General features: G+C 72.7%; 22 protein-coding genes. 6 read left to right on the top strand and 16 right to left on the bottom strand.

Going from position 1 to position 24,501, the window contains the following annotated elements:
* Window positions 1–73: 73 nt before the first annotated feature.
* The 3 genes from ACZ5WG_RS03375 to ACZ5WG_RS03365 form a co-directional block, all read right to left on the bottom strand.
* Window positions 74–628, bottom strand: a complete 555-nt coding sequence (locus ACZ5WG_RS03375) for a GNAT family N-acetyltransferase (protein WP_468720250.1) — start codon at window positions 626–628, stop codon at window positions 74–76.
* 39 nt (window positions 629–667) lie between these two features.
* Window positions 668–2,917, bottom strand: a complete 2,250-nt coding sequence (locus tag ACZ5WG_RS03370) for an MMPL family transporter (protein WP_468720249.1) — start codon at window positions 2,915–2,917, stop codon at window positions 668–670.
* Between the two features lie 201 nt (window positions 2,918–3,118).
* Entirely contained in the window at window positions 3,119–3,508 is a 390-nt protein-coding gene (locus tag ACZ5WG_RS03365) for a cupin domain-containing protein (RefSeq protein WP_030295063.1), read from the bottom strand.
* Window positions 3,509–3,568: 60 nt separating this feature from the next.
* On the opposite strand from ACZ5WG_RS03365, the gene ACZ5WG_RS03360 reads away from it, so the two are divergent.
* Complete coding sequence (locus tag ACZ5WG_RS03360; protein WP_468720524.1) at window positions 3,569–4,366, top strand: GNAT family N-acetyltransferase; 798 nt, start codon at window positions 3,569–3,571, stop codon at window positions 4,364–4,366.
* Window positions 4,367–4,443: 77 nt separating this feature from the next.
* Window positions 4,444–4,944 carry a DinB family protein gene (locus tag ACZ5WG_RS03355; protein WP_468720247.1) on the top strand — a complete coding sequence of 167 codons (501 nt, stop codon included), beginning with the start codon at window positions 4,444–4,446 and terminating at the stop codon, window positions 4,942–4,944.
* Window positions 4,945–5,052: 108 nt separating this feature from the next.
* Here the strand turns inward: ACZ5WG_RS03355 and ACZ5WG_RS03350 are convergent, their stop codons facing one another.
* Window positions 5,053–5,787 (bottom strand): siderophore-interacting protein, encoded by a 735-nt coding sequence (locus tag ACZ5WG_RS03350; protein WP_468720246.1) that lies wholly within the window; start codon window positions 5,785–5,787, stop codon window positions 5,053–5,055.
* 60 nt (window positions 5,788–5,847) lie between these two features.
* Here ACZ5WG_RS03350 and ACZ5WG_RS03345 point away from each other — a divergent pair, with 60 nt between their 5' ends.
* Both ACZ5WG_RS03345 and ACZ5WG_RS03340 read left to right on the top strand, forming a co-directional pair.
* Window positions 5,848–7,998, top strand: a complete 2,151-nt coding sequence (locus tag ACZ5WG_RS03345) for a penicillin acylase family protein (protein ID WP_468720245.1) — start codon at window positions 5,848–5,850, stop codon at window positions 7,996–7,998.
* Window positions 7,995–8,588 (top strand): GNAT family N-acetyltransferase, encoded by a 594-nt coding sequence (locus ACZ5WG_RS03340; protein ID WP_468720244.1) that lies wholly within the window; start codon window positions 7,995–7,997, stop codon window positions 8,586–8,588. The genes ACZ5WG_RS03345 and ACZ5WG_RS03340 overlap by 4 nt, the downstream gene beginning before the upstream one ends.
* Window positions 8,589–8,667: 79 nt before the next feature.
* Here ACZ5WG_RS03340 and gatB read toward each other — a convergent pair whose 3' ends face one another.
* The 11 genes from gatB to ACZ5WG_RS03285 form a co-directional block, all read right to left on the bottom strand.
* Window positions 8,668–10,161 carry an Asp-tRNA(Asn)/Glu-tRNA(Gln) amidotransferase subunit GatB gene (gatB, locus tag ACZ5WG_RS03335; RefSeq protein WP_468720523.1) on the bottom strand — a complete coding sequence of 498 codons (1,494 nt, stop codon included), beginning with the start codon at window positions 10,159–10,161 and terminating at the stop codon, window positions 8,668–8,670.
* 37 nt (window positions 10,162–10,198) lie between these two features.
* Window positions 10,199–10,378, bottom strand: coding sequence for a hypothetical protein (locus ACZ5WG_RS03330; protein WP_229345000.1), 180 nt, complete (start codon window positions 10,376–10,378; stop codon window positions 10,199–10,201).
* A gap of 62 nt (window positions 10,379–10,440) precedes the next feature.
* Window positions 10,441–11,937 carry an Asp-tRNA(Asn)/Glu-tRNA(Gln) amidotransferase subunit GatA gene (gene gatA, locus ACZ5WG_RS03325; RefSeq protein WP_383515464.1) on the bottom strand — a complete coding sequence of 499 codons (1,497 nt, stop codon included), beginning with the start codon at window positions 11,935–11,937 and terminating at the stop codon, window positions 10,441–10,443.
* 5 nt (window positions 11,938–11,942) lie between these two features.
* Complete coding sequence (gene gatC, locus ACZ5WG_RS03320; protein WP_010984178.1) at window positions 11,943–12,239, bottom strand: Asp-tRNA(Asn)/Glu-tRNA(Gln) amidotransferase subunit GatC; 297 nt, start codon at window positions 12,237–12,239, stop codon at window positions 11,943–11,945.
* A 124-nt stretch (window positions 12,240–12,363) separates the two neighbouring features.
* Window positions 12,364–14,562: a putative bifunctional diguanylate cyclase/phosphodiesterase gene (locus ACZ5WG_RS03315; RefSeq protein WP_468720242.1), complete on the bottom strand. Its 2,199-nt coding sequence runs from the start codon at window positions 14,560–14,562 to the stop codon at window positions 12,364–12,366.
* Window positions 14,563–14,960: 398 nt separating this feature from the next.
* The gene (gene ligA, locus ACZ5WG_RS03310; protein ID WP_468720240.1) at window positions 14,961–17,171 is read right to left on the bottom strand and encodes an NAD-dependent DNA ligase LigA; all 2,211 of its coding nucleotides are present in this window, start codon (window positions 17,169–17,171) and stop codon (window positions 14,961–14,963) included.
* Window positions 17,172–17,202: 31 nt separating this feature from the next.
* Window positions 17,203–18,186 (bottom strand): methionine synthase, encoded by a 984-nt coding sequence (locus ACZ5WG_RS03305; RefSeq protein ID WP_468720238.1) that lies wholly within the window; start codon window positions 18,184–18,186, stop codon window positions 17,203–17,205.
* Window positions 18,183–18,872: an SDR family oxidoreductase gene (locus tag ACZ5WG_RS03300; RefSeq protein WP_468720236.1), complete on the bottom strand. Its 690-nt coding sequence runs from the start codon at window positions 18,870–18,872 to the stop codon at window positions 18,183–18,185. The genes ACZ5WG_RS03305 and ACZ5WG_RS03300 overlap by 4 nt, the downstream gene beginning before the upstream one ends.
* A 21-nt stretch (window positions 18,873–18,893) precedes the next feature.
* Window positions 18,894–19,856: a hypothetical protein gene (locus ACZ5WG_RS03295; RefSeq protein WP_468720235.1), complete on the bottom strand. Its 963-nt coding sequence runs from the start codon at window positions 19,854–19,856 to the stop codon at window positions 18,894–18,896.
* Window positions 19,857–19,858: 2 nt separating this feature from the next.
* Window positions 19,859–20,203 (bottom strand): DUF1330 domain-containing protein, encoded by a 345-nt coding sequence (locus ACZ5WG_RS03290; RefSeq protein ID WP_468720234.1) that lies wholly within the window; start codon window positions 20,201–20,203, stop codon window positions 19,859–19,861.
* Between the two features lie 100 nt (window positions 20,204–20,303).
* Window positions 20,304–21,284: a GlxA family transcriptional regulator gene (locus ACZ5WG_RS03285; protein ID WP_468720233.1), complete on the bottom strand. Its 981-nt coding sequence runs from the start codon at window positions 21,282–21,284 to the stop codon at window positions 20,304–20,306.
* A 122-nt stretch (window positions 21,285–21,406) separates the two neighbouring features.
* On the opposite strand from ACZ5WG_RS03285, the gene ACZ5WG_RS03280 reads away from it, so the two are divergent.
* Window positions 21,407–22,333: an NADP-dependent oxidoreductase gene (locus tag ACZ5WG_RS03280; RefSeq protein WP_468720231.1), complete on the top strand. Its 927-nt coding sequence runs from the start codon at window positions 21,407–21,409 to the stop codon at window positions 22,331–22,333.
* A 252-nt stretch (window positions 22,334–22,585) separates the two neighbouring features.
* Here the strand turns inward: ACZ5WG_RS03280 and mnmA are convergent, their stop codons facing one another.
* Window positions 22,586–23,722: a tRNA 2-thiouridine(34) synthase MnmA gene (gene mnmA / locus ACZ5WG_RS03275; protein ID WP_468720230.1), complete on the bottom strand. Its 1,137-nt coding sequence runs from the start codon at window positions 23,720–23,722 to the stop codon at window positions 22,586–22,588.
* Between the two features lie 69 nt (window positions 23,723–23,791).
* Here mnmA and ACZ5WG_RS03270 point away from each other — a divergent pair, with 69 nt between their 5' ends.
* Window positions 23,792–24,475: an N-acetylmuramoyl-L-alanine amidase gene (locus tag ACZ5WG_RS03270; RefSeq protein ID WP_468720229.1), complete on the top strand. Its 684-nt coding sequence runs from the start codon at window positions 23,792–23,794 to the stop codon at window positions 24,473–24,475.
* Window positions 24,476–24,501: the final 26 nt, after the last annotated feature.

Below are 24,501 nucleotides of genomic sequence, written 5' to 3'. Positions count from 1 at the left end.
GTTTCTGAGAATGCGCCGATGCGGTCGGGCCGGGCCGGCCGCGGGCCCCGGACCGGGGCCGCGGCGGGGGGTGTCAGGCTGTGGGAGCCGGCGGCCACTCGTGGGCGAGGACGGCCCAGATCTCGGTGTTCTGGCGGACGCCGCGGTACGGGTAGGCCTCGCGCAGGACGCCCTCGCGGGTCATCCCGAGGCGCTCCGCGACGGCGAGGCTCTTCTTGTTGTCCGAGGAGGCGTGCCACTCGGCGCGGTGCATGCCGCGCTCGTGGAAGGCCCAGTCGATCAGGACGCGGCAGGCCTTGGTCACCAGACCCCGGCCGGCCGCCGTCGGCTCCAGCCAGCAGCCGACCTCGCAGTTGCCCGACTCGGCGTCGAAGGTGCGGAAGAGGACCCCGCCGACGAGGGTGCCGCCGACCCGGATGCCGTAGATCCGCCCGCCGTCGGCGGCCGTCTTCTGCGCGTACGTGGAGAGGAAGCCGCGCGCCGAGTCGAGGTCGGTGACGTAGTCGGCCAGGACGATGTGCTCGCCGATGAACTCCCGGCCGCGGTCCATGTGCGCCAGGAACTCCTCGGCGTGCCAGACCTCCAGCGGAAACAGCTGGGCGTCGTCGGCGAGGTCTATCGAGAACATGCGGCTTCTTCCTTGGGTCTCATACGGCGGGTTGCCGGATCACCGGGATGCGGTGGCGGGCTCGGCGCCGTCCTCGCTCGTGGCCGAGCCGGCACCGGGTCGCTGCGCGGGAAGTGTCGCATGCGAACGGCACTCGGGGGGCTCGATGCTGATCTTGGGCAGCCGGCGGTCCAGCCAGGCGGGCAGCCACCAGTTGGCGCCGCCGAGCATGTGCATCAGCGCCGGGACGAGGAGGGTGCGCAGCACGAAGGCGTCGAGTGCGACGGCCGCGGCGAGCGCGATGCCGAACATCGCGATGATCCGGTCGCCGCTGAGCACGAAGGCCAGGAAGACGGAGATCATGATGACCGCCGCGGAGTTGATCACCCGGCTGGTCTCGGCGAGGCCGATGCGGACGGCCCGCCGGTTGTCGCCCGTCTCCAGCCACTCCTCGTACATCCGGCTGACCAGGAACACCTGGTAGTCCATGGACAGTCCGAAGAGGACCGACACCATGATCACCGGCAGGAAGGGCTCGATCGGGCCGGCGCTGCCCAGGCCCAGCAGCTCACTCCCCCAGCCCCACTGGAAGATCGCGACGACGACGCCGAAGGAGGAGGCGACGGCCGCGACGTTCATGGCGGCGGCCTTGAGCGGAATGCCGAGGGAGCGGAAGGCCAGCAGCAGCAGGACGCAGCCCAGGGCGATCACCACCCCGACGAACAGCGGCAGTTTCCCGACGATGACGTCGGCGAAGTCGTCGTAGCCCGCGGTCACACCGCCGACGTGGACGTCCATGGTGTTGCCGTGTCCGGCGCCCGGGATGACGTCCTCGCGCAGCGTCGTGACCAGCTCGCTCGTGGCCCGGGACTGCGGGGCGGAGTCCGGTATGACGGTCAGGACGGCGGTGTCCCCGCTCCGGTTGAAGACGGCCGGGCCGACTCCGGCGACGCCTTCGGTCGTCCGGAGCGCCTCGGCCAGGTGATCGACGGCTATCCGGTCCCCGGCGCCGTCGAGGCGGGAGACGACGGTGAGCGGGCCGTTCGTGCCGGGCCCGAAACCGTCGGCGAGGAGGTCGTAGGCCTGCCGGGTGGTGGAGCCGGCCGGGTTGTTGCCCTGGTCGGAGGTGCCCAGGTGGAGGGAGAAGGTGGGCAGCGCCAGCACCGCCATGACCAGCGCGGCGACGGCGCCGAGCAGTTTGGGGTGCCGCTCCACGAAGGCCGACCAGCGGGCGGCGAACCCGGTGGGCGTCTCGGGCCGCGGGCCCTCGGCCGCGAGCCTGCGGCGCTCGCGGCGCGAGAGGGCGCGCATGCCGATGTACGAGAGGAGGGCGGGCAGCAGCGTGACCGAGGCGGCGACCGTCAGCACCACCGTGAGGGAGGCGGCTATCGCGACGCCGTTCAGGAAGTTCAGCCTCAACACCAGCATGCCGAGCAGCGCGATGCAGACGGTGGCCCCGGCGAACACGACGGCCCGGCCGGTGGTGGCTACGGCCCGCTCGGCCGCCTCCTCGACGGGCAGGCCGCGCATGAGGCCCTTGCGGTGCCGGGTCACGATGAACAGCGCATAGTCGATGCCCACGCCGAGCCCGACGAGGGTGCCGAGCATCGGGGCGAAGTCGGCGACGGGCATGGCGTGCCCGAGGAGCGTGATGCCGAAGTAGGCGGTGCCGACGCTGACCAGGGCGGTCGCGATGGGCAGCAGGCTCGCGGCGAGCGAGCCGAAGGCGAGGAAGAGGACGAGGGCCGCGACGGCCACGCCGATGACCTCGGCGACGTGTGCGGTGGGCGCCTCGGTCAGGGCGATCGCCCGGCCGCCGAGCTCGACCTGGAGGCCGTCCGCCTCGGTGGCGGGGTTCTTCGCGGCGTCGACGACGGCCTCGGCCTGCGCCTTGGGTACGGAGTCGGCCTGCCGGTCGAACGTCACCACGGCATAGGCGGTACGCCCGTCGGGGCTGATCTGCGCGGCGCTCTCGGGCCCGGGGCCGTAGGGGCCGGCGACCGAACCGACGCCGGGGAGCGCGGCGATGGCGGCGAGGGCCTTGGTCATGCGCTGCTCGACGTCGGGAGTACGGACGCTCTGATGCTCCGGGGCCCGCCACACGATGGTGTCGGTGTCACCGCCGTGGCCGTGGAAGCCCGCCCGCAGGAGGGCATGGGCGCGGCTGGACTCGGTGCCCGGGACCTCGTAGTCGTTGGAGAACGCCGATCCGGCGGTCCCTGCTGCCGCGGCGGCGGCGCCGAGCGCCAGCAGCCACAGGAGAACGGCTGTCAGCCGGTGCCGGATGCACCACCGTGCGATCGCTGCCAACGGACGTGCTCCCTGGTGGTTCGGATCTTCACCGGGAGCTGCCCGACGCAAAGACACTGGAACTCGTGAAGGCCGACGGCCCGGGGGATCGCCCCGGGAATCGGCCAAGAAGGTATACACCGCCACGATCCCAGCGTTTCGTGATCGTTGGCCCCTTTCGTGTGCATCGTCACAGGGGCGTGGAGCGGTGCGGGACCAAGGTCATCCGCTCGACGGGCCGTCCGGCTCGTCCGCCCGGTAGCCCGGGACGGAGGGCCACCTGACGGTGAGGACCACCGCGTCCTCCTCCGCGTACCAGGAGTGGTCGACTCCGCGCCCCCAGACGACGTAGTCCCCCTGCTCGGCGAGGACGACGGTCCGGCCGGGGAACTCCAGCCGGAAGCGCCCGCTGATCAGCACCTGCAGCGCGGTGCGCTCCTCGCCCCGTACCCACTGGGCCCGCTCGTCGCCCTTCGGGTGGACTCCCCACTTGATCTCCACGTCCTTGCTGTGGCGCGGATCGGCGGGGTCCTTGAAGTGGCCGAGGAGCCAGCCGCGGTCGGTGGCGGCGTCGGGGGTGGCCTTGCCGGTGTAGATGGAGTCGTCGTTCACGGGGTGAGGCTAATGCAGTTGTGCGGGCGGGCGGACGGCTGGTGAGCTGGGCCTATGGCGATGAATCCTGACGAACTGCTGAAGGTACGGGCCCAGTACGACCGGGAGATGCGCCGCGACGCACTGCCGGACGCCGCGGAGGCCAGGGTGGAACGGGCGGGGGCGGTGGTACGGCAGACCGCGCCCGGGCCGGGGTGGAACGGCGTGCTCTGGTCGGACCTCGACGAGGAGACGGCGGATGCGGAGATCGCGGCGCAGTTGGCGTACTTCGCGGGGCGCGGGGCCGGCGACTTCGAGTGGAAGCTGTACGACCACGACCGGCCGGCGGATCTCGGCGACCGGCTGCGCGCGGCGGGCTTCGTCCCGGAGCCGGCCGAGACCCTGCTGGTGGGGCGGGTGGACGAGCTCGCCGCACTGCCGGTGGAGCCGCCGGAGGGGATCACCCTGCGGGTGGTGACGGACGAGACGGGCGTCGACCTGATGATGGACGTCCACGCGAAGGCCTTCGGAACGGAGCGCCCCAGGATCCGGCACCTGCTGCTCACCCTGCTGGAGGAGGAGCCGGAGACCATCGCGGCGGTGGTGGCGATGGCCGGGGACACCCCGGTCAGCGCGGCCCGCATGGAGATGCGCCCCGGCTCCTCCTTCGCGGGCCTCTGGGGCGGCGGCACGCTCCCGGAGTGGCGGGGCCGGGGCATCTACCGCCTCCTGGTCGCCCACCGGGCCCGCATCGCAGCGGAGCGCGGCATCCGCTACCTCCAGGTGGACGCCTCGGACGACAGCCGCCCGATCCTGGAACGCCTGGGCTTCACACGCCTGGGCACGACGGTGCCGTACGTCTGGACCGGTACCGCGTAGCCGCCCCGCCGTCGCAGGGCCCGCCCACTTGCCCGCCAGCCCTTCCGGCCCCGGCGTCTCCCGGGCAGGATCACCCCATGGAACGCATTGGACCGCCGCTGACCGGCGACGAGCGCGAGACCCTGCGCGCATACCTCGACTACCACCGGGCCACCCTCGCCTGGAAGTGCGAGGGCCTCACCGACGAGGAGCTGCGGCGGCCCTCGTCGCCGCCGTCCACCCTCTCCCTGATGGGCCTGGTCCGGCACATGGGCGAGGTCGAGCGGCAGTGGTTCCGCCGCACCCTGAACGGTGAGGAGCTTCCCCACCTCTGGTCCGGCACCCACGACTTCCAGGCCGCCTACAACGCCGCCGGCGCCACTCGCGAGGAGGCGTTCACCGCCTGGGAGGCGGAGGTCGCGCACGCCCGGCGCATCGAGGCGGCCGCCGAGTCCCTCGACGTGACGGCCTACGTGGCCGGCTGGAAGGAGGAGGCCTCGCTGCGGCTCGTGATGCTGCACCTGATCCACGAGTACGCCCGCCACAACGGACACGCCGACTTCCTGCGCGAGGCCATCGACGGCGCCACCGGAGCCTGACGCGCCCGGCGGGACCGCCCGGGCCCGTCAGGCCCGCAAGCCCTCAAGCCCTCAAGCCCTCAAGCCCTCGGACACGAAGGCCGCAAGGCCCCAGGGCCCCAAGGCCCGTCAGGCGGCCCGCCAGTAGCCCAGACCGTTCACGCGCTGCTTCGGCAGGGCCAGATCCTTGCGCAGGTACGCCGTCAGCGTCCGGGTCGTCACCGTGTCGCAGGCGAGCCAGACGTACGCCGACGCCGGGTCCGCGACGAGCTGCGGGAGCTGCGCCTTCACCTGGTCCACCAGTGCCGAGCCCGTGCGCTCGACCCGCCTGATCTCGTGCCGGGCCGGGTCCAGCCGTACCGGCAGGCCGGCGTCCGACGCGTGCTGCGTCTCCAGCCAGATCGTCGCCGGGGTCTGCGGGTAGGCGTCCAGCAGGGAGTTGATCGCCGGGACCGAGGCCGGGTCGCCGATCACCAGCAGCCGCTCGGGCTCGGGCGCCGGGGCGGTGAAACCGGTCCCCTGGACGGTGGCCTCGATGGTGTCGCCCGGCTTCGCGGCCCGCGCCCACGCGCTCGCGGCGCCGTCGTGGAGTGCGAACTCCAGGCTGAACGTGCCCTCCGCCGGATCCGGGTCGACCAGGGTGTACGCCCGCGTGTGCGGCTTGCCGGCGCTCTCGAACCACAGCCGCACCCACATCGTCGGGTGGAGCGACTCACCGGCCGCCGCGAGCAGCCCGCCGTCCGTCACGTGCACGCGGCGGTAGTGCTCCGTGACGTCCTCCGCGCCCGTGACCGTGAACGTGAAGTCCTTGCCCCGCAGAAGCCGAAGGACCACGCCCTCCCAGCCCTTGCCGACGCCTCCCATGTGTGACCACCCCTCCCTCGAGCCCTATAGTTAGGGCAGCCTAACCTAATGCACTGGGGGATGAGTGTGAGCCTTGTGACCAACGCGGACGACGTCGGCGCAAACGCCACCGGAGCGGACGCCGGCGTGGCCGATGCCACCGGAGCCGACGCCTTCGAGCTCTACCGCGACGACTGGGGCATCCCCCACCTCCGCGCCGCCGACGCCGACCGCCTCGCCTACGCCCAGGGCTACACCACCGCCCTCGACCGCGCCTGGCAGCTGGAGGTCGAGCGCCACCGCGCCCAGGGCTCCAGCGCCGCCTTCCTCGGCCCGGAGTCCGTCGCCTGGGACCGCTTCGCCCGCCGGTCCCGGCTCGCCGACACCGCCCGCCGCTGCCACGAGGCGCTCGACCCCGACACCGCCGCCTGGGTCCGGGCGTACGTGGACGGCGTCAACGACGGGCTGGCCCGGGGCGCCGCCCGCGACGAGCGGTTCGCCCGCACCGGCCACGCCCCCACCCCGTGGGAGCCCTGGGTACCCCTCGCCATCTGGATCGCCACGCACATCCTCTTCGCCGGCTTCGCCACCAAGCTGTGGCGCGAGCGCGTGGCCCGAGCCCTCGGGGACGAGGCCGTCACCCTCTTCGCCACCGACGGCCCCGGCACCGCCGGCAGCAACGGCTGGCTGGTCCCGGGCGACCGGACCGCCACCGGCTCGGCGATCATCGCGGGCGACCCGCACCGGTTCATCGAGGACCCGGGCGTGTACCAGCAAATACGGCTCTCCTGCCCCGAGTACGACGTCCTCGGCCTGGCCGTCCCCGGCATCCCCGGCCTCGGCCACTTCGGGCACACCGGCAGCGCCGCCTGGGCGATCACCAACGCCATGTCCGACTACCAGGACCTGTACGCCGAGCGACTGCGCACCGCCCCCGCCGCCCCCGACGTGATCGAGGCCCTCGGCCCCGACGGCGCATGGGAGCCCGTCGCCCGGCACACCGAGACCATCACCGTCGCCGGCGCCGACCCGGTCGAGGTCGAGGTCCTGGAGACCGCGCGCGGCCCCGTCATCATCCGGGACGAGACGGACGGCGGCGGCCAGACCCTCGCCCTCCGCTACCCGCCCCGCGTCCGCCGCGACCTCGGCTTCGCCGTCCTCCCCGCCCTGCTGCGCGCCCGTACCGTCGCCGACATCGACCGCGCCTTCGACGGCTGGGCCGAGCCCGTCAACGTCGTCCACGCCGCCGACGCCGAGGGCGGCCTGCTGCACCGCGTCGCCGGCGCGGTCCCGCTGCGCCACCGGGCCAACCGGCTGCGCCCGGTGCCCGCCTGGGATCCCCGGTACACCTGGCAGGGCTGGGCCGAGACCCCCGCCGAGCCCGTGCAGGGCTTCGCCGTCATGGCGAACGCGCGCGGCATCGCCTCACCGCTCGGCGTGGAGTTCGCGCCCCCGCACCGCGCCAACCGCATCCGCGAGCTGCTCTCCGGCTCCGCGGACTGGACCCCGAAGGCGATGGCCGACGTACACCGGGACACGTACCTGGCCTCCGCCGAGCCGCTGCTGGCCCTGCTGCCCGGACTCGGCGGCCTCTCCCCGGAGGCAGCCGCACTGCGCACCCGGCTGCTCGCCTGGGACCGCCACATGGCGGCCGAGAGCACCGACGCGAGCGTCTTCTCGGCCTTCCGGACCGCGACCGTACGCGCCTTCGCCGCCGACCCCGTCTTCGCCGGACTCGCCGACGCCCCCTCCGGCCCGGAGGTGTTCCACCCCTGGCTGTACCTGGTCCCGAAGATCGGCTATGCCCTCGAAGGCCTGCTGACCACCCCCCTCCTGCCCGGCCTCGACCGCGCGGCCCACGTCCGCACCGCCCTGGAAGATACGGCCGCCGCCGACCGCCCCGACGCCCCCTGGTCGGAGGTCCACCGGCTGGCCCCCTGGTCGGCCCTCCCCGACCCGGAGGCCGAGTGGCCCGGCCTCGGCGGCGACCACGACTGCGTGAACGCCACCTCCACCGTGCCCGGGTTCACCGATCTCACCGCCCGTGCATCGTCGGCCCGTTACGTCTGGGACCTGGCCCGCCGCGAGGACAGCCTCTGGGCGGTCCCGCTCGGCGCGGACGGCGTCACCGGCTCACCCCACCACCGCGACCAGCTGCCGTTCTGGGCGCAGTGCGATCTCGTCCCCGTCGTCACCGACTGGACCCGCCTCACGAAGGAAACCCCCAGATGACCACGTCCGCCCGCCGCCCCGTGCACACCCAGCTCATCGAGGGCTTCGGCACGGTCACCATCACCCCCGTCGACCCCGCCGGGGACTCGGCCCTGATCCACAGCTGGGTCACCGAAGAGCGCGCCTGCTTCTGGGGCATGCGCGAGGCCAGCCGCGAGCTGGTCCAGGAGATCTACGAGGACGTCGACAGACGCACCACGCACCACGCGTTCATCGTCAGCCGTGACGACGAGCCGGTGGGGCTCTTCCAGACGTACGACTGCTCCGAGGACCGGGTCGGCGAGTGCTACGAGGTCCAGCCGGGCGACACCGGCGTGCACCTGCTGATCAGCCCCGCCCAGGGGTCGGCCCAGCACGGCTTCAGCGCGGCCCTGATGGCCGCCTTCATGGGGTTCGTCTGGTCCGACGGCTTCACCCGCCGCGTGGTCGCCGAGCCGGACGCCCGCAACGAGAGGGCCATCGCCCGCCTCGAGCGCACCGGCTTCGTGCTCGGCCCGGAGATCGAGCTCCCGGAGATCGACCTGCCCGAGGTCTACCTGCCGGCCAAGCAGGCCCGCCTCGCCTTCCTCAGCGCCCCGCAGGCCAGCTGACCGGGCGTCACGCCCACGCAGACGACGGAGGCCCCGCACCAACAGGTGCGGGGCCTCCGGGCGTTCAGGCAGGCGGGGGTCAGCCCTCGGTCACGCCCAGGCGCTCCAGGATGAGCTCCTTGACGCGGGCCGCGTCGGCCTGGCCGCGGGTGGTCTTCATGACCGCGCCGACCAGGGCGCCGACGGCCGCGATCTTGCCGCCGCGGATCTTGTCGGCGATCGCCGCGTTGCCCGCGATGGCCTCGTCCACGGCCGCGCCGAGCGCGCCCTCGTCCGAGACGACCTTCAGGCCGCGCTTCTCGACGACCTCGTCCGGGGTGCCCTCGCCTGCGAGGACGCCCTCGAGGACCTGGCGGGCCAGCTTGTCGTTCAGCTCGCCGGCCGCGACCAGGGCCGCGACGCGCGCGACCTGCGCCGGGGTGATCGGCAGCTCGTCGACGACGACGCCCTGCTCGTTGGCGTTGCGGGCCAGCTCGCCCATCCACCACTTGCGCGCGGCGGTCGAGTCGGCACCCGCCTCGATCGTGGCGACGATGGAGTCCACCGCGCCCGCGTTGAGGATCGACTGCATGTCGTGCTCGTTCACGCCCCACTCCTCGCGGAGCCGGTTGCGGCGCACGCGCGGCATCTCGGGCAGGCCGCCGCGCAGCTCCTCGACCCAGTCACGGGCCGGGGCGACGGGAACCAGGTCGGGCTCCGGGAAGTACCGGTAGTCCTCGGCGTTGTCCTTGATGCGGCCGGCGGTGGTGGAGCCGTCCTCCTCGTGGAAGTGCCGGGTCTCCTGCACGATCGTGCCGCCGGACGAGAGCACCGCCGCGTGGCGCTGGATCTCGAAGCGGGCCGCGCGCTCGACGGAGCGCAGCGAGTTGACGTTCTTCGTCTCGCTGCGGGTGCCGAACTCGGACTCGGGGGTCGGGCGCAGCGACAGGTTCACGTCGCAGCGCATCTGGCCCTTGTCCATGCGGGCCTCGGACACGCCGAGCGCCTTGATGACCTCGCGCAGCTCGGCGACGTACGCCTTGGCGACCTCGGGGGCCCGCTCGCCCGCGCCCTCGATCGGCTTGGTGACGATCTCGATGAGCGGGATGCCGGCGCGGTTGTAGTCCAGCAGGGAGTGGGACGCGCCGTGGATACGGCCGGTGGCGCCGCCGACGTGCAGCGACTTGCCGGTGTCCTCCTCCATGTGGGCGCGCTCGATCTCCACGCGGAAGATCTCGCCGTCCTCCAGCTGGACGTCGAGGTAGCCGTTGAAGGCGATCGGCTCGTCGTACTGGGAGGTCTGGAAGTTCTTCGGCATGTCCGGATAGAAGTAGTTCTTCCGGGCGAAGCGGCACCACTCGGCGATCTCGCAGTTCAGCGCGAGGCCGATCTTGATGGCCGACTCGACGCCGATCGCGTTGACGACGGGCAGCGAGCCGGGCAGACCGAGGCAGGTGGGGCAGGTCTGCGAGTTGGGCTCGGCGCCCAGCTCGGTCGAGCAGCCGCAGAACATCTTGGTCTTGGTGCCGAGCTCGACATGGACCTCAAGGCCCATGACGGGGTCGAACGAGGCGAGAGCGTCCTCGTACGACATCAGTTCGGTGAAGGTGGTCACGGTGAAACTTTCCCTCTCAGCCCAGCAGGACGTCGTCGTCGCCCAGGCGCTTCAGCTCGCGGTACAGGATCGCGAGGCCGGTGACGATGGCGGCGGCGGACACGACGGCGTCGACGAGCTTCAGTGTGTCGTGCTCGGTGCGGGCCTTCTTGACCTGCTTGATCACGCCGAGGGCGCCGAAGGCGGTGGTACCCATCGACAGGTACGTACCGGTCTTGGACTTCTTGAAGCCCTTGGCCTTGGACAGTGCACTGGTGCTCACAGGGACGGTGCCTCCTCAAGCAGCGGGTGACCCCAGCGTGCGACGAAGGCCGCCTCCACGGCGGCGCCGACCTTGTACAGCCGGTCGTCCTTCATCGCCGGGGCGATGATCTGCAGCCCGACCGGCAGGCCGTCCTCCGGTGCCAGGCCGCACGGGAGCGACATGGCGGAGTTGCCGGCCAGGTTGGTCGGGATGGTGCACAGGTCCGCGAGGTACATCGCCAGCGGGTCGTCGGTGCGCTCACCGATGGCGAAGGCGGTGGTCGGGGTCGTCGGGGAGACGATCACGTCGACCTGCTCGAAGGACTTCTCGAAGTCCTTCGTGATGAGCGTGCGGACCTTCTGGGCGGAGCCGTAGTACGCGTCGTAGTAGCCGGAGCTCAGCGCGTACGTACCCAGGATGATGCGGCGCTTGACCTCGTCGCCGAAGCCGGCTTCGCGGGTGAGCGCGGTGACGTCCTCGGCGGACTTGGTGCCGTCGTCGCCGACGCGCAGGCCGTAGCGCATGGCGTCGAAGCGGGCCAGGTTCGAGGAGCACTCGGACGGCGCGATGAGGTAGTACGCGGCCATCGCGAGGTCGAAGGAGGGGCAGTCCAGCTCGACGATCTCGGCGCCCAGCTCCTTGAGGAGCTCGACGGACTCGTTGAAGCGCTGGACGACGCCGGCCTGGTAGCCCTCGCCGGCGAACTGCTTGACGACACCGACGCGCATGCCGGCGACGGAGCCGTTGCGGGCCGCCTCGACGACCGGCGGGACCGGGGCGTCGATGGAGGTGGAGTCCAGCGGGTCGTGGCCGGCGATGACCTCGTGGAGGAGCGCCGCGTCCAGGACCGTACGGGCGCAGGGCCCGCCCTGGTCGAGGGAGGAGGAGAAGGCGACCATGCCGTAGCGCGAGACACCGCCGTACGTGGGCTTCACGCCGACCGTGCCCGTGACGGCGGCGGGCTGGCGGATGGAGCCGCCGGTGTCCGTGCCGATCGCGAGGGGGGCCTGGAAGGCGGCCAGCGCGGCCGCGGAGCCGCCGCCGGAGCCGCCGGGGATGCGGGTGAGGTCCCAGGGGTTGCCGGTGGGCCCGTACGCGCTGTTCTCGGTGGAGGACCCCATGGCGAACTCGTCCATGTTGGTCTTGCCGAGGATGACGACGTCGGCTTCCTTGAGCTTGCGCGTCAGGGTGGCGTCGTACGGCGGGATCCAGCCTTCGAGGATCTTCGAACCGACGGTGGTCGGGACCCCGACGGTGGTGAAGATGTCCTTGAGGGCGAGCGGGACGCCGGCCAGCGGGCCGAGCTTCTCGCCGCGCTCGCGCTTGGCGTCGACGGCGCGCGCCTGGGCGAGGGCGCCCTCGCGGTCGACGTGCAGGAAGGCGTGGACCTTCTCGTCGGTCGCGTCGATGCGGGCCAGGTGGGCCTCGGTGACCTCGACGGCCGTGAGCTCGCCGGAGGCGATCTTCTCGGCGGTCTGGGCGGCCGTGAGCTTGATGATCTGGTCGGTCATGGTTGTTAGTCCTCCCCCAGGATCTGCGGCACCTTGAAACGCTGCTGCTCCTGGGCGGGAGCGCCGGAAAGCGCCTGCTCGGGGGTGAGCGACGGTCGGACCTCGTCCGCGCGCATGACGTTCGTCAGCGGCAGCGGGTGGGAGGTCGGCGGGACGTCTTGGTCGGCGACCTCGGAAACGCGGGCGACCGCGCCGATGATGTCGTCGAGCTGTCCGGCGAAGTGGTCCAGCTCTTCGGCCTTGAGCTCCAGACGTGCCAGCCGAGCGAGGTGGGCAACCTCCTCGCGCGTGATGCCAGGCATGCAGCGATCCTCTGGGGGTGGTGAGTGTGTAGTTTCGTGCCCAATCCTATGGGGCCGGGCCCCGGACCCACGAAACCGTTTCCCGCCAGGGGTCCCCCGGGCCCGGCGCCGGCCGCCGCGTCGGCTACTGGGCCGGGGTTTCCGCGCGGGTCGGGGAGGCCGAGAGTTCCGCCGTGATGTCCGCCGGGCGGCGCCAGCCGCGTTCGCCGCGGGCCAGGAGCCAGGCCGTGGCCTCCTGCGGGGGCATGGCGGCCGCGACCAGCCAGCCCTGGACGGCGTCGCAGCCCAGGTCGCGCAAGCGCTCCCAGGTCTCGTCGTCCTCCACTCCCTCGGCGACGACGAGCAGTCCCAGCGAGTGCGCCAGGTCCACCGTGCAGCGCACGATCTCCGCGTCCTGCGCGTCCACCGCGAGCCGCGCCACGAACGAGCGGTCGATCTTCAGCTCGCTGACCGGCAGCCGCCGCAGGTGCACCAGGGAGGAGTAGCCCGTGCCGAAGTCGTCGAGCGACATCTTCACGCCGTGGCCCGTCAGGCCCGCCATGGTGTCGGCCGCCCGCTGCGGGTCCTCCAGCAGGACGTGTTCCGTTATCTCCAGCTGGAGGCCGCTCGCCGGGACCCCGTGCCGGGCCAGCCGGGCCGCGACCGCGCCCGCGAAGCCGGGCGTGTGGACGTCGCGCGGCGAGACGTTGACGGCCACCGGGACCTTCAGGCCCTGCGCCCGCCACCGCGCCACCTGGGCGAGGGCCGTCTCGAGGACGTACTCGGTGAGGTGGGGCATGAGCCCCGAGGTCTCGGCGATCGCGATGAACTCGTCCGGCGAGACCCGGCCCCGCTCCGGATGCACCCAGCGCACCAGGGCTTCGAGCCCGGCCACCTGGCCGTCGAAGCGGACCTTGGGCTGGTAGTGGAGTTCCACTTCACCGGCGTCGAGGGCGCGGCGCAGATCGCCGAGGAGGCCGAGGCGGTCGGGGGTGTTGCTGTCCCGCTTGGACTCGTACACCTCCACGCCCGTACGGTCCCGCTTCGCCTGGTACATCGCGACGTCGGCGCGGCGCAGCAGCCCCTCCGCGTCCAGGGCGTGGTCGGGGAAGACGGCGAGGCCGGCGCTGGCCTCCAGGACGAGGGTCAGGCCGTCCAGGTCGAGGGGCGAGCTGAGCTCGGCGACGAGGTGGCGGGCGACCCGCTGGGCGCTGGTGGTGGAGTCGGCGACGGGCAGGAGTACGGCGAACTCGTCGCCGCCGAGGCGGGCGGCCTCGGCGTCCTCGGGCAGGGCCTGGCGGAGCCGGTCGGCGATCTGGAGGAGCAGCCGGTCGCCGGCCAGGTGGCCCAGCGTGTCGTTGACCGCACGGAACCGGTCCAGGTCGATCAGCACAAGAGCTGACCGGGTGCCCAAACGTTCAGCCTCGTCCAGAGCGGACCACGCCCGCTCCAGGAGCCACTGCCGGTTCGGCAGCCCGGTCAGCGGATCGCGCAGCTGTTCCTCGGCGCGCGCCCGGGCGATCCACAGGGTGGAGTCGAGGGCGATCAGCGGTACGGCGAACAGCGGCAGCAGCACCGGCTGCGTCACGGCGACCACGCAGATCAGCGGGGCGATGCCGAGCAGGGCGACGGCTACTAAGGCCTGCCGGAGCAGGGCCGTGCGGGCGACGGTGGGCAGGGCGCCGCCGCGCGGGGTCAGCGCGAGCCACAGCACCACCTTGGTGACCAGCAGGTAGGCCAGGGCCACCAGGATGACTTCGGGGGCCGCCTCCAGCCCCCAGGCGGTGGGCCGCCACGGCGTCTCGACGGTCGGCGCATCGCCGAACGCGGCGAGTACGAGGGCCCCCGCGCCGATGCCGAGGATGTCGGTGGCGCCGTGCAGCAGGCCTTGGCGCCAGCGGTGCCGGCGGGCCGCCCCGACCAGGGAGACCACCGCGAGCGAGACGAGTCCCGCGGGCACCCAGCCGTAGAGGAGGAGCACGCCGAGGGTGAGGGCCGCGCCCGACCCGGTGCCGCCCCACCAGCGGTCGCGGCCCAGCGCGACCAGGTGGCCGACGATGATGCCGGTCAGCAGGGCGAGCGCCCAGCCGACCGGGCCGCCGGGGAACAGGGCATGACGGTCACTCAGCGCGGAGACGATGCCGGCCGCGAGGACCACGGCGGACAGGCCCACGACGATGAAGGGCAGCACGGTGCGCTGCGCCGCTCCGCCCGATCCCACGCCGGTGTCGAGCGGGTGGGTGTCCGGCGTCCTGGAACCCAGGACACCGAGCCGGCCCGTCCGCATGGACGGGATCTCCCCGCCGACATCAGGTGACGGGTCGGCGCTTTCGGTGGGTTTCATGCCCGTCCCTCTCACAGCCGGCAATGCCGATGCCACGCGATGGCCCCGATGTCATGCCATCACGGCTGGAATCGCATCCCGCAGCCGTGCACGACAGGCGCACCCCTCAACAGTAGGACGCGAGAGGCTCCCAGGGGCAGCGGTCGGCGGCGGTTGCCCGAATGCGACCCAGCCATCCTCATCAGTACGGTATCCGCCGAACGGGTGAGTTTGGACCAGGACCCTCGGGTCACCCATCCGATGATCCGACAGGTCACCGCCCTGCGAACAGCCCTGTACCAGCCTTTTAGCACCGGGCGTTGCGCCTGGCGTGCGCCCGCCCGTACGGCCGCACACCACGCATCCGTTCGCCCGAGCCACTTTTCGCGTACACGTCCCGCCGTGTCGTTCAGCGGGTGTTACTCCGCTTCGGCGGCGCCGTCCACCGGGAGCGCCGCCTCGCGTGCCGCGTCGGGGCCCTGTTCGAGGAGCACCGCGAAGCCCGCGTCGTCGAGGACGGCCAGCTTCAGCTGCATCGCCTTGTCGTACTTGGAGCCCGGGTTCTCGCCGACCACGACGAAGGAGGTCTTCTTCGAGACCGAGCCGGTCACCTTGGCGCCGCGGCTCTGCAGGGCCTCCTTCGCGCCGTCCCGCGTGTGGCTCTGCAGAGTGCCGGTGACGACGACGGTCAGGCCCTCCAGCGGGCGCGGGCCCTCCTCCTCGCCGGAACCTTCCTCCTCCATCCGGACCCCGGCCTCCCGCCACTTGCGCAGGATCTCCTGGTGCCAGTCGACGGCGAACCACTCCTTGACCGCCGCCGCGATGATCTGCCCGACGCCCTCGGTGGCGGCGAGCTCCTCCTCGGTGGCCTGCTCGATCCGCTCGATGGAACGGAACTCGCGGGCGAGGGTCTCGGCCGCGACGGGGCCCACGTGCCGGATCGACAGGCCGTTGATGAAACGGGCCAGCGGGCGGTCCTTGGCGGCCGCGATGTTCTCCAGCATGGCCAGGGCGTTCTTCTTCGGCTCGCCCTTCTGGTTGGCGAAGACCGTGACGATCTTCTCCTCGCCGGTCTTCGGGTCACGCTTGGGCAGTCCGCTGTCGGCGTCCAGGACGTACGCCTTGATGGGCAGCAGCTGCTCGATGGTGAGGCCGAACAGGTCGCCCTCGTCGAGCATCGGCGGCTCGGCCGGCTCCAGCGGGTTGGTGAGCGCAGCCGCGGCCACGGCACCGAAGTTCTCGATGTCCAGGCACTGGCGGCCGGCGAGGTAGAACAGCCGCTCGCGCAACTGGGCGGGGCACGTCTGCCCGTTGGGACAGCGGAGGTCGATGTCACCCTCCTTCATCGGCCGCAGCGCCGTCCCGCACTCGGGGCACTCGGCCGGCATGACGAACTCCCGCTCGGTGCCGTCGCGCAGGTCCACCACCGGGCCGAGGATCTCGGGGATGACGTCGCCGGCCTTGCGCAGGACCACGGTGTCCCCGATGAGCACACCCTTGGCCTTGACGACCTCCTGGTTGTGCAGGGTCGCGAACTCGACCTCCGAGCCGGCCACCGTGACCGGCTGCACCTGCGCGTACGGGGTCACCCGGCCGGTGCGGCCGACGCCGACCTTGATGTCCACCAGCTTGGTGTTGACCTCCTCGGGGGCGTACTTCCAGGCGATCGCCCAGCGCGGGGCGCGGGCCGTGGAGCCGAGGCGGCCCTGGAGCGGGATCTCGTCGAGCTTGACGACGACGCCGTCGATCTCGTGCTCCACCGAGTGCCGGTTCTCACCGAAGTACGCGATGAACTCACGGACCTCCGCGAGCGAGGACACCGCCTTGTTGTGCCGGGCCGTGGGCAGGCCCCACTCGCTGAGCAGCTCGTACGCGTGACTGAGCTTGTCGATGTCGAAGCCGGTGCGCGCGCCGATGCCGTGCACCACCATGTGCAGCGGGCGCGTGGCGGTGACCTTCGGGTCCTTCTGGCGCAGTGAACCGGCCGCCGCGTTGCGCGGGTTGGCGAAGGGCTTGTCGCCGGCCTCGACGAGCCGGGCGTTGAGCTCCTCGAACTTCTCCATCGGGAAGAAGACCTCGCCGCGGATCTCGACCAGCTCCGGGATCCGGTCGCCCTTGAGGCGGTCCGGGATCTCGGCGATGGTGCGGACGTTGGGCGTGATGTCCTCGCCGGTACGGCCGTCGCCGCGGGTGGCGGCCCGGGTGAGGCGGCCCTTCTCATAGGTGAGGTTGACGGCGAGGCCGTCCACCTTGAGCTCGCACAGGTAGTGGAAGTCGGGGGTGTTGACGTCCCGGGCCACCCGCTCGGCCCAGGCCGCCAACTCCTCGTCGTCGAAGGCGTTGTCGAGGGAGAGCATGCGCTCCCGGTGCTCGACGGACGCGAAGTCCGTCTCGTACGCCCCGGCCACCTTCTGGGTGGGCGAATCGGGCGTGCGCAGCTCCGGGTACTGCTCCTCCAGCGCCTCCAGCGAGCGCAGCAGCTTGTCGAACTCGGCGTCGCTGACGACCGGCTGGTCGTTCACGTAATACCGGAAGCGGTGCTCCTCGACCTGCTCGGCCAGCAGCGCGTGCTGTTCACGCACCGCCGCCGGTGCGGCCGTCTCGCTGCCCTGCTTCTGTTCGGCTGCCATGCCGTGTCCTCCCGTGGCCCGTCTCAATCCATCACTCAGGGTTGTCGGCGAGCGACCTCGCCGCCCTGACGCAGTGAGCCTGCACCGCGCGGGCGTAGGCGGGCGAGGCACCCGCCAGACCGCACGACGGGGTGACCACGACGGACTCCGCCAGAGTCCCCGGGGCCAGCCCCAGCCTGCGCCAAAGCTTCCTGACACCCATGACGCTACCGGCAGGGTCCGACAACGGGGCGTCGGTGCCCGGCACCACTCCGGCGAAGAGTTTCGTACCGCCTTCGACGGCCTCGCCGATGGCGTCGTCCTCGCGCTCGGTGAGCAAGGAGAAATCGAACGACACACCCGTGGCGCCGGCCCGCCGGAGCAGCCCGAAGGGCACCTCGGGGGCGCAGGAGTGGACGACGACCTCCCCGTCGTGGACGGCGAACAGCTCGCGCAGGGTGCCCTCGACGACCTGCCGGTCCACGGCCCGGTACGTGCGGTACTTGCTCGCGGACCGCACGCGTCCCAGCAGCACCGCGGTCAGGGACGGCTCGTCGAGCTGCAGCACGATCTCGGCGCCGGGGATGCGCCTGCGCACGTCGGCCAGGTGGTCGCGCAGGCCCTCCGCCAGGGATCCGGCCAGGTCGCGGCAGGCGCCGGGGTCCTGGAGCACGGCCTCGCCGCCGTGCAGTTCGAGGGCGGTGGCGAGGGTCCACGGCCCGACGGCCTGGACCTTGAGCTTGCCCGTGTACCCCTGGGTGAACTCCTCGAGCGCGTCCAGGTCCTCCCCCAGCCAGGAGCGGGCCCGCTTCGAATCCCGTCCCGGGCGGTCGCTGATCCGCCAGCCGCTGGGCTCGACGTGGGCGTACATGTCGACGAGCAGCCCGAGGGAGCGGCCGATCATGTCCGCGCCGGGCCCGCGGGCGGGCAGTTCGGCCAGGTACGGGAACTCCTCGAAGGACCCGGTCACGGTCTTGGCGGCCTCGCGGGCGTCTCCGCCGGGGAGGGATCCGACACCGGTGGCCGAGGCGGTCATCGGCCCGGCCTCACGGTGAGGTCGTTGACCTCGGCGTCGCGCGGCAGGTCGACGGCCATGACGATGGTCGTCGCCACGGACTCGGGGTCGATCCAGTCGGCGGGGTCGTACTCCTTGCCCTCCTGGGAGTGGACCTTGGCCTGCATCGCGGTCGCGGTGCGGCCGGGGTAGACGGAGGTGACACGGATGCCGTTCTGCTTCTCCTCGGCGCGCAGCGAGTCGGCGAGCGCCTTGAGCCCGTGCTTGGAGGCGGCGTACGCGCTCCAGTCGGCGTGGGCGGCGAGGCCGGCGCCGGAGTTCACGAAGACCACGGTGGCGCGGGAGGCGCGCAGGGTGGGCAGCAGCAGCCGGGTGACCTCGGCGGGGGCGATCAGGTTCACGTTGAGCTGCTGGTGCCAGGTCTTGGGGCGCAGCTCGCCCACCGGTCCGAGGTCCACGATCCCGGCGATGTGCAGGAGCGAGTCGATCCGCTCGGGGATGGGCTGCTTGGAGAAGGCCCACGAGAGCCGCTCGGGATCGGCGAGGTCGCCGACGAGGGTGCGCGCGCCGGGGTAGCTCTCGAGGAGCTGCCGGGCGCGCGCGGCGTCACGGGCGAGGAGGACGAGGTCGTCGCCGCGGGCGTGGAGCCGGGCGGCGACGGCGGCGCCGATGCCTGCGCCGGCACCGGTGATCAGGTGAGTAGCCATGCCGCCCATGCTCGCACCCCGTCAGGTCCCGGTGGCCTCGCGGTACGCCGCCCAGGCCGCTTCGCGGGCGGCGGCGGCCCGCCCGGCGGGGACGCCGGGGGCGAATCCGTCGCCGACCAGGATGTGCGGATGCGCCGCGACCAGGGCCGCCCGGGCATCGCCCCGCGGACCGGCCCAGCGCTCCAGGACCTGGTCCCGTACGTCGGCCAGCGCGGCGGCGCGGTCCGGCGAGGGCGGGGCGAAGCGGCCGCCGGAGGCCCGCTCGTGCTCGGCCCGGCGGTCCTCCCAGAACTGCACGGTCCAGCCGGGCCAGCGCGCGGCGAGTGCATCGGCGGGGATGGCCGGGGTCGTGGTGAGCCACCAGCCGATCCGGCGCCGCTCGGGGTCGATGTGGATCCCGGCGTCGGCAGGCAGCCGGTGGCTCCCGTGGTCGGGGGCGTCCCGGAGCCGGTCCAGCAGGGAGGGGCCCTCCTCGACCGGGTGGGGGGCGACGCCGCCCAGGACGTGGCAGCGGTCCGGGCCGATGGTGACGACCGCCACGACCGGGTCGGGGTCGGTCAGTTCCTCGTCGTCGGGGTCCAGGGCCGGGGCGAGGTACAGGTGGGTGGGGTCGTCGTCGACCGGGTCGCCGCCGACGCCGAGATGGGCGCGCAGGCCGTGCTGGCCGTCGTAGAGCCACCGCACCTCCCAGCCGGCCCAGGCGCGCCGCAGCAGCTCCAGGGCGGCGGCCCGGGTGCGCAGAGTGGCGCAGGGGCCCTCCTGGACGAAGAGCAGCAGGATCCGGCGGGCGGGGTCGACGAGCGCGCCGGCCTCGACCGCGTCGTCGGAGTACCAGCCCACCTCCAGGCAATGCCCGGCCAGGAAGGGCAGCACGGCCTCAGGCCCGGCGAGCAGGTCGAGGTCCAGCCCGACGGCGCCGAAGGAGGAGCGGTGCCGGGCCGGGCCGTCGGGGCCGACGATCACGAAGGTGGCGCGGTTTCCCATGGTCAGAGCCCCGCGGCTTCGCGCAGGCCCGCGGCTGTCTTCGCGGCGTCGTAGCCGGGCGGGACGCCGTCCACCAGGATGACCTCGCCCGGGATGTGGCGGGTGCGCAGCGGGAGGAGGGCCCGGTAGGCCGGCGAGTCGTACCAGGCGCGGGCGCTCTCGATGCCGGGGAAGGCGATCACCACGACCGTGCCGGGCCACGGGCCCTCCTTGACGTCGACCTCCGCCCCGTGCACGAGGAAGCGGCCGCCGAAGGGGTCCATCGTCGACTGGATCTCCTCGATGTAGCGGAGGATGTCCTCGTTCATCGTCTCGGGGCGTATGTGGCCGATGGCGTACGCGGTCATGGCGACCTCCACAAGTCCGGTTTCCAGCCGGGCGGTTGGCGGCCCGCTCCGCTGATTGAACCCTGACAGCGCCGGGCGGGCGAATCGATTACCCCGGAGGTCATGACTCCGCGAGCGCGGGCCGGAAGGTCCGGCGGTAGGCGATCGGCGAGATGCCGAGGGAGGCCCGCATGTGCTGGCGCAGCGAGTTGGCGGAGCCGAAGCCCGCCCGGTGCGCGACCAGGTCGACCGGCAGGTCGCTGGACTCCAGCAACTGGCGTGCTACTTCGAGGCGTTGGACGGTGAGCCACTGCACCGGGGTCATGCCGACCTCGTCGCGGAACCGCCGGGTGAAGGTGCGCAGGCTCATCCGGGCGTGGGCGGCGAGCTCGCCCAGCGTGACCGGCTCCGCGAGCCGCTCCAGGGCCCAGGCGCGGGTGGCGGTGGTGGTGGCGACGGTGGGTTCGGGGACGGGCCGGTCGATGTACTGGGCCTGCCCGCCGTCGCGCCACGGCGGCACGACGCACAGCCGCGCGGCGCGGTTGGCGGCGGCGGTGCCGTGGTCGGCGCGGATCAGGTAGAGGCAGAGGTCGATGCCGGCGGCCACTCCGGCCGAGGTGAGGATGTCGCCGTCGTCGACGAAGAGCACGTCCTCGTCGAGGAGGACGCGCGGGAAGGCCCGCTGGAACTCCGGTGCGTGCGCCCAGTGCGTGGTGGCGCGCCGGCCGTCGAGCAGCCCGGCGGCGGCGAGCACCTCGGAGCCGGTGCAGATGGACACGGTCCGGGTGCCGGGCCGGATGGCGGCGAGGGCGTCGGCCAGGGCCGGCGGCAGGGGCTCGCCGCGCAGCAGCCCGGGCATGGCGTGGGTGGGCGGGACGATCACGGTGTCGGCCGCGGCGAGCGCCTCCGGGCCGGCCGTGACGCCGATGGTGAAGCCCGCGTCGCTGGTCACGGGCAGGCCGTCGGCGGTGCAGACGGTGACCTCGTACAGGGGGCCGAGGTCCTCGGCACGGGCGTTGCCGAACACCCGCGACGGCATGCCGAGCTCGAACGGGGCGACGCCCTCGAGGGCGAGTACGGCAACACGATGCAAAACGGACATGGCCAGATCCTGTCACATGGTGGCCGTACGGCCAACACCACGCGGGGTCGGATGCGGCCAAGCTGGGGTCACCGGCCGGGAAACCGGCACGGAACATCCCAAGAACACCTGAGGAGACAGTCATGCGCGCGGTCGTCGTGAGCCAGTGGGGCGGGCCCGAGGTTCTCACCGAGGTCGAGACGGAGCGGCCCGAGCCGGGTCTGAACGAGATCCTCGTACGGGTCCACGCGGCCGGCGTGAACCCGGTGGACTGGAAGACGCGGGCCACCGGCGCCGCCCTGATCGCCTGGGGCGAGGTCCCGATGGTCGGCTGGGACGTCTCGGGCACCGTCGAGGCGGTCGGCCCGGGCGTGACGCTGTACCGCGAGGGCGACGAGGTGTACGGCATGCCGAACTTCCCGCGCCAGGCGGGCGGCTACGCCGAGTACGTGGTCGCCCCGACCCGGCACTTCGCCCGCAAGCCGGCCTCCCTGGACCACGTGCAGGCTGCGGCCCTGCCGCTGGCGGCGCTGACCGCCTGGCAGGCCCTGGTGGACACGGCCGGGGTCACGGCCGGGCAGCGGGTGCTGATCCACGCGGCGGCCGGCGGGGTCGGCCACCTCGCCGTGCAGATCGCCAAGGCCCGCGGGGCGTACGTGATCGGCACGGCCAGCGCGGCCAAGCACGGGCTGCTGCGCGAGCTGGGCGCCGACGAGGTGATCGACTACCGCGCCACCGATTTCGAGGACGCCGTCACGGACGTGGACGTCGTGATCGACGCGGTCGGCGGGGACTACGGGCAGCGCTCGCTGAAGGTGCTGAAGCCCGGCGGGCACCTGGTGACCCTGCCCGGCCCGGACGGTATCCCGGCCGACCCGCAGGGCGTGCACGCCTCTTGGGTGCTGGTGGAGCCGGACCTCAAGGGGCTGGAGGAGATCGCGGCGCTGGCCGACCGGGGCCTGCTCCGCCCGCTGATCGACACGGTGCTGCCGCTGGAGCAGGCCGCCAAGGCCCACGAGATCGGCGAGCAGGGCCGGACCACCGGGAAGATCGTCCTCACGGTCGGCTAGACGGCCCGGGACTCAGGGGCGGTCACAGGTCACGAGGCCACAGGGGCTTTGCGGACACCTCCCCGACCCGGTCACCGGCCACTCGGGAGGCGACCCCGGGTGCGGCGGCGGCCGCCGTGCCCGCGGCGACGCCCCTGAGCAGCAGCGGGGCCGCGCAGGCGGCGACGGACACACGGCGGAGCGAGCGCGGCGTCCCCCCGTTCCGCTTCCGAGTCCGGCCGCGCCGCCCGCCCCTGCATCCGGGGCGGGGCCTCACACGGACGCGGCCGTGGCCCGGGTGGTCGTCGCGATGGTGGCGGAGCCGACCACGCGCGTGCCGTCGTAGAGGACGATCGCCTGGCCCGGGGCCACGCCCCGCACCGGCTCCGCGAAACGCACCCGCAGCTCGCCGTCCACGAGCTCCGCGAAGACCTCGGTCTCGCCGCCGTGGGCGCGCAGCTGCGCGGTGTACGTGCCCGGGGCGGCGGCCGTGGAGCCGCACCAGCGGGGGCGGATCGCGGTCAGGGCGCTGACGTCGAGGGCCTCGGCGGGGCCCACGGTGACGGTGTTGTTCACCGGGGAGATGTCGAGGACGTAGCGCGGCTTGCCGTCGGGGGCGGGGTGGCCGATCCGCAGGCCCTTGCGCTGGCCGATGGTGAAGCCGAAGGCGCCGTCGTGGGTGCCGACCTTCTGGCCGGTCGCCTCGTCGACGATGTCGCCCTCGGCCTTGCCGAGGCGGTTCGCGAGGAAGCCCTGGGTGTCGCCGTCGGCGATGAAGCAGATGTCGTGGCTGTCGGGCTTCTTCGCGACGGCCAGGCCGCGCTCCTCGGCCTCGGCGCGGATCTCTTCCTTGGTGGTGAGGGTGTCGCCGAGCGGGAAGAGCGCGTGGGCGAGCTGCTTCTCGTCGAGTACGCCGAGGACGTACGACTGGTCCTTGGCCATGTCGGAGGCGCGGTGCAGCTCGCGGGAGCCGTCCTCGTTCAGCACGACGGTGGCGTAGTGGCCGGTGCAGACGGCGTCGAAGCCGAGGGCGAGGGCCTTGTCGAGCAGTGCCGCGAACTTGATCTTCTCGTTGCAGCGCAGGCAGGGGTTCGGGGTGCGCCCGGCCTCGTACTCGGAGATGAAGTCCTCGACGACGTCCTCGCGGAAGCGCTCGGCGAGGTCCCATACGTAGAACGGGATGCCGATGACGTCGGCGGCGCGGCGGGCGTCGCGGGAGTCCTCGATGGTGCAGCAACCGCGGGCGCCCGTCCGGAAGGACTGCGGGTTCGCGGAGAGCGCGAGGTGGACGCCGGTCACGTCGTGCCCGGCTTCGACCGCGCGGGCGGCGGCGACGGCGGAGTCCACGCCGCCGGACATGGCGGCCAGGACGCGGAGTGGGCGGACGGTGCGCGGCAGGTTCTCAGTCATAGCACCGTCCAGAGTACGGGGGAACCGCCCGGGGTCACAGCGCGTTATCGGGTACAGGGGGTGGATCACATGGGGAGCAAGGTGAAAGCTGCGCCGGAGGCGGCGCCGCGCAGGACCCGCCGGGCGCTGCTGTTCGGGGGGCTCGGGGTCTTCACGGTGGCGGCGATCGCCGGGCATGACGAGCTGAGGCGCGCCTGGTGGCTGCTGCCGGGCGTGGGCAAGCCCCGCAAGGAGGGTGAGGTGGACCACGTGGGCGTGGGCTGGACGTCGGCCTCGCCTGCGAACTGGCGGATGGCGGACCGCCCCGAGGACTACCGGGTGGACCGGATCGTCGTCCATGTCACACAGGGCAGCTTCGCGTCCTCGGTGGACGCCTTCAAGAACCCGTTCCACCGGGCGTCGGCGCACTACATAGTCGGCCAGGACGGCCGCATCGAGCAGATGGTGCGGGAGATGGACGTCGCCTTCCACTCGGGCAACCGCTCGATGAACGAGCGCAGCGTGGGCATCGAGCACGAGGGCTTCGTGGACCGGCCGCAGGACTTCACGGAGGCGATGTACGCGGCCTCGGCCCGGCTGGCCGCCGATCTGTGCCGCAGATACGACATACCGGTGGACCGTAGGCACATACTGGCCCACTCCGAGGTCCCGGGCACCGACCACACGGACCCGGGCCGCCACTGGGACTGGGACCGGTACCTCGGCCTGGTCCGCTCGGAGCTCGCGGCGGCCCCCGCCAAGGCCTCGGGCTGACCGACCGAGGCCTCGGGGTGTCCGGC

The organism is Streptomyces sp. NPDC032745 (assembly GCF_055579465.1).
Note: the sequence above shows the minus strand (reverse complement) of the source record. Positions and strands in the feature narration are given on the sequence as shown.

What these genes read in the sequence shown, in the direction of transcription:
- ACZ5WG_RS03315 (WP_468720242.1), bottom strand. Translation starts at nt 14,562, where the DNA reads ATGAAACCCACCGAAAGCGCCGACCCGTCACCTGATGTCGGCGGGGAG.
- ACZ5WG_RS03305 (WP_468720238.1), bottom strand. Translation starts at nt 18,186, where the DNA reads ATGACCGCCTCGGCCACCGGTGTCGGATCCCTCCCCGGCGGAGACGCC.
- ACZ5WG_RS03285 (WP_468720233.1), bottom strand. Translation starts at nt 21,284, where the DNA reads ATGTCCGTTTTGCATCGTGTTGCCGTACTCGCCCTCGAGGGCGTCGCC.
- ACZ5WG_RS03340 (WP_468720244.1), top strand. Translation starts at nt 7,995, where the DNA reads ATGACCACGTCCGCCCGCCGCCCCGTGCACACCCAGCTCATCGAGGGC.
- gatB (WP_468720523.1), bottom strand. Translation starts at nt 10,161, where the DNA reads ATGTCGTACGAGGACGCTCTCGCCTCGTTCGACCCCGTCATGGGCCTT.
- gatC (WP_010984178.1), bottom strand. Translation starts at nt 12,239, where the DNA reads ATGCCTGGCATCACGCGCGAGGAGGTTGCCCACCTCGCTCGGCTGGCA.
- ACZ5WG_RS03345 (WP_468720245.1), top strand. Translation starts at nt 5,848, where the DNA reads ATGAGTGTGAGCCTTGTGACCAACGCGGACGACGTCGGCGCAAACGCC.
- ACZ5WG_RS03300 (WP_468720236.1), bottom strand. Translation starts at nt 18,872, where the DNA reads ATGGCTACTCACCTGATCACCGGTGCCGGCGCAGGCATCGGCGCCGCC.
- ACZ5WG_RS03330 (WP_229345000.1), bottom strand. Translation starts at nt 10,378, where the DNA reads ATGGGTACCACCGCCTTCGGCGCCCTCGGCGTGATCAAGCAGGTCAAG.
- ACZ5WG_RS03355 (WP_468720247.1), top strand. Translation starts at nt 4,444, where the DNA reads ATGGAACGCATTGGACCGCCGCTGACCGGCGACGAGCGCGAGACCCTG.
- ACZ5WG_RS03270 (WP_468720229.1), top strand. Translation starts at nt 23,792, where the DNA reads ATGGGGAGCAAGGTGAAAGCTGCGCCGGAGGCGGCGCCGCGCAGGACC.
- ligA (WP_468720240.1), bottom strand. Translation starts at nt 17,171, where the DNA reads ATGGCAGCCGAACAGAAGCAGGGCAGCGAGACGGCCGCACCGGCGGCG.
- ACZ5WG_RS03290 (WP_468720234.1), bottom strand. Translation starts at nt 20,203, where the DNA reads ATGACCGCGTACGCCATCGGCCACATACGCCCCGAGACGATGAACGAG.
- mnmA (WP_468720230.1), bottom strand. Translation starts at nt 23,722, where the DNA reads ATGACTGAGAACCTGCCGCGCACCGTCCGCCCACTCCGCGTCCTGGCC.
- gatA (WP_383515464.1), bottom strand. Translation starts at nt 11,937, where the DNA reads ATGACCGACCAGATCATCAAGCTCACGGCCGCCCAGACCGCCGAGAAG.
- ACZ5WG_RS03295 (WP_468720235.1), bottom strand. Translation starts at nt 19,856, where the DNA reads ATGGGAAACCGCGCCACCTTCGTGATCGTCGGCCCCGACGGCCCGGCC.
- ACZ5WG_RS03350 (WP_468720246.1), bottom strand. Translation starts at nt 5,787, where the DNA reads ATGGGAGGCGTCGGCAAGGGCTGGGAGGGCGTGGTCCTTCGGCTTCTG.
- ACZ5WG_RS03280 (WP_468720231.1), top strand. Translation starts at nt 21,407, where the DNA reads ATGCGCGCGGTCGTCGTGAGCCAGTGGGGCGGGCCCGAGGTTCTCACC.
- ACZ5WG_RS03360 (WP_468720524.1), top strand. Translation starts at nt 3,569, where the DNA reads ATGAATCCTGACGAACTGCTGAAGGTACGGGCCCAGTACGACCGGGAG.
- ACZ5WG_RS03375 (WP_468720250.1), bottom strand. Translation starts at nt 628, where the DNA reads ATGTTCTCGATAGACCTCGCCGACGACGCCCAGCTGTTTCCGCTGGAG.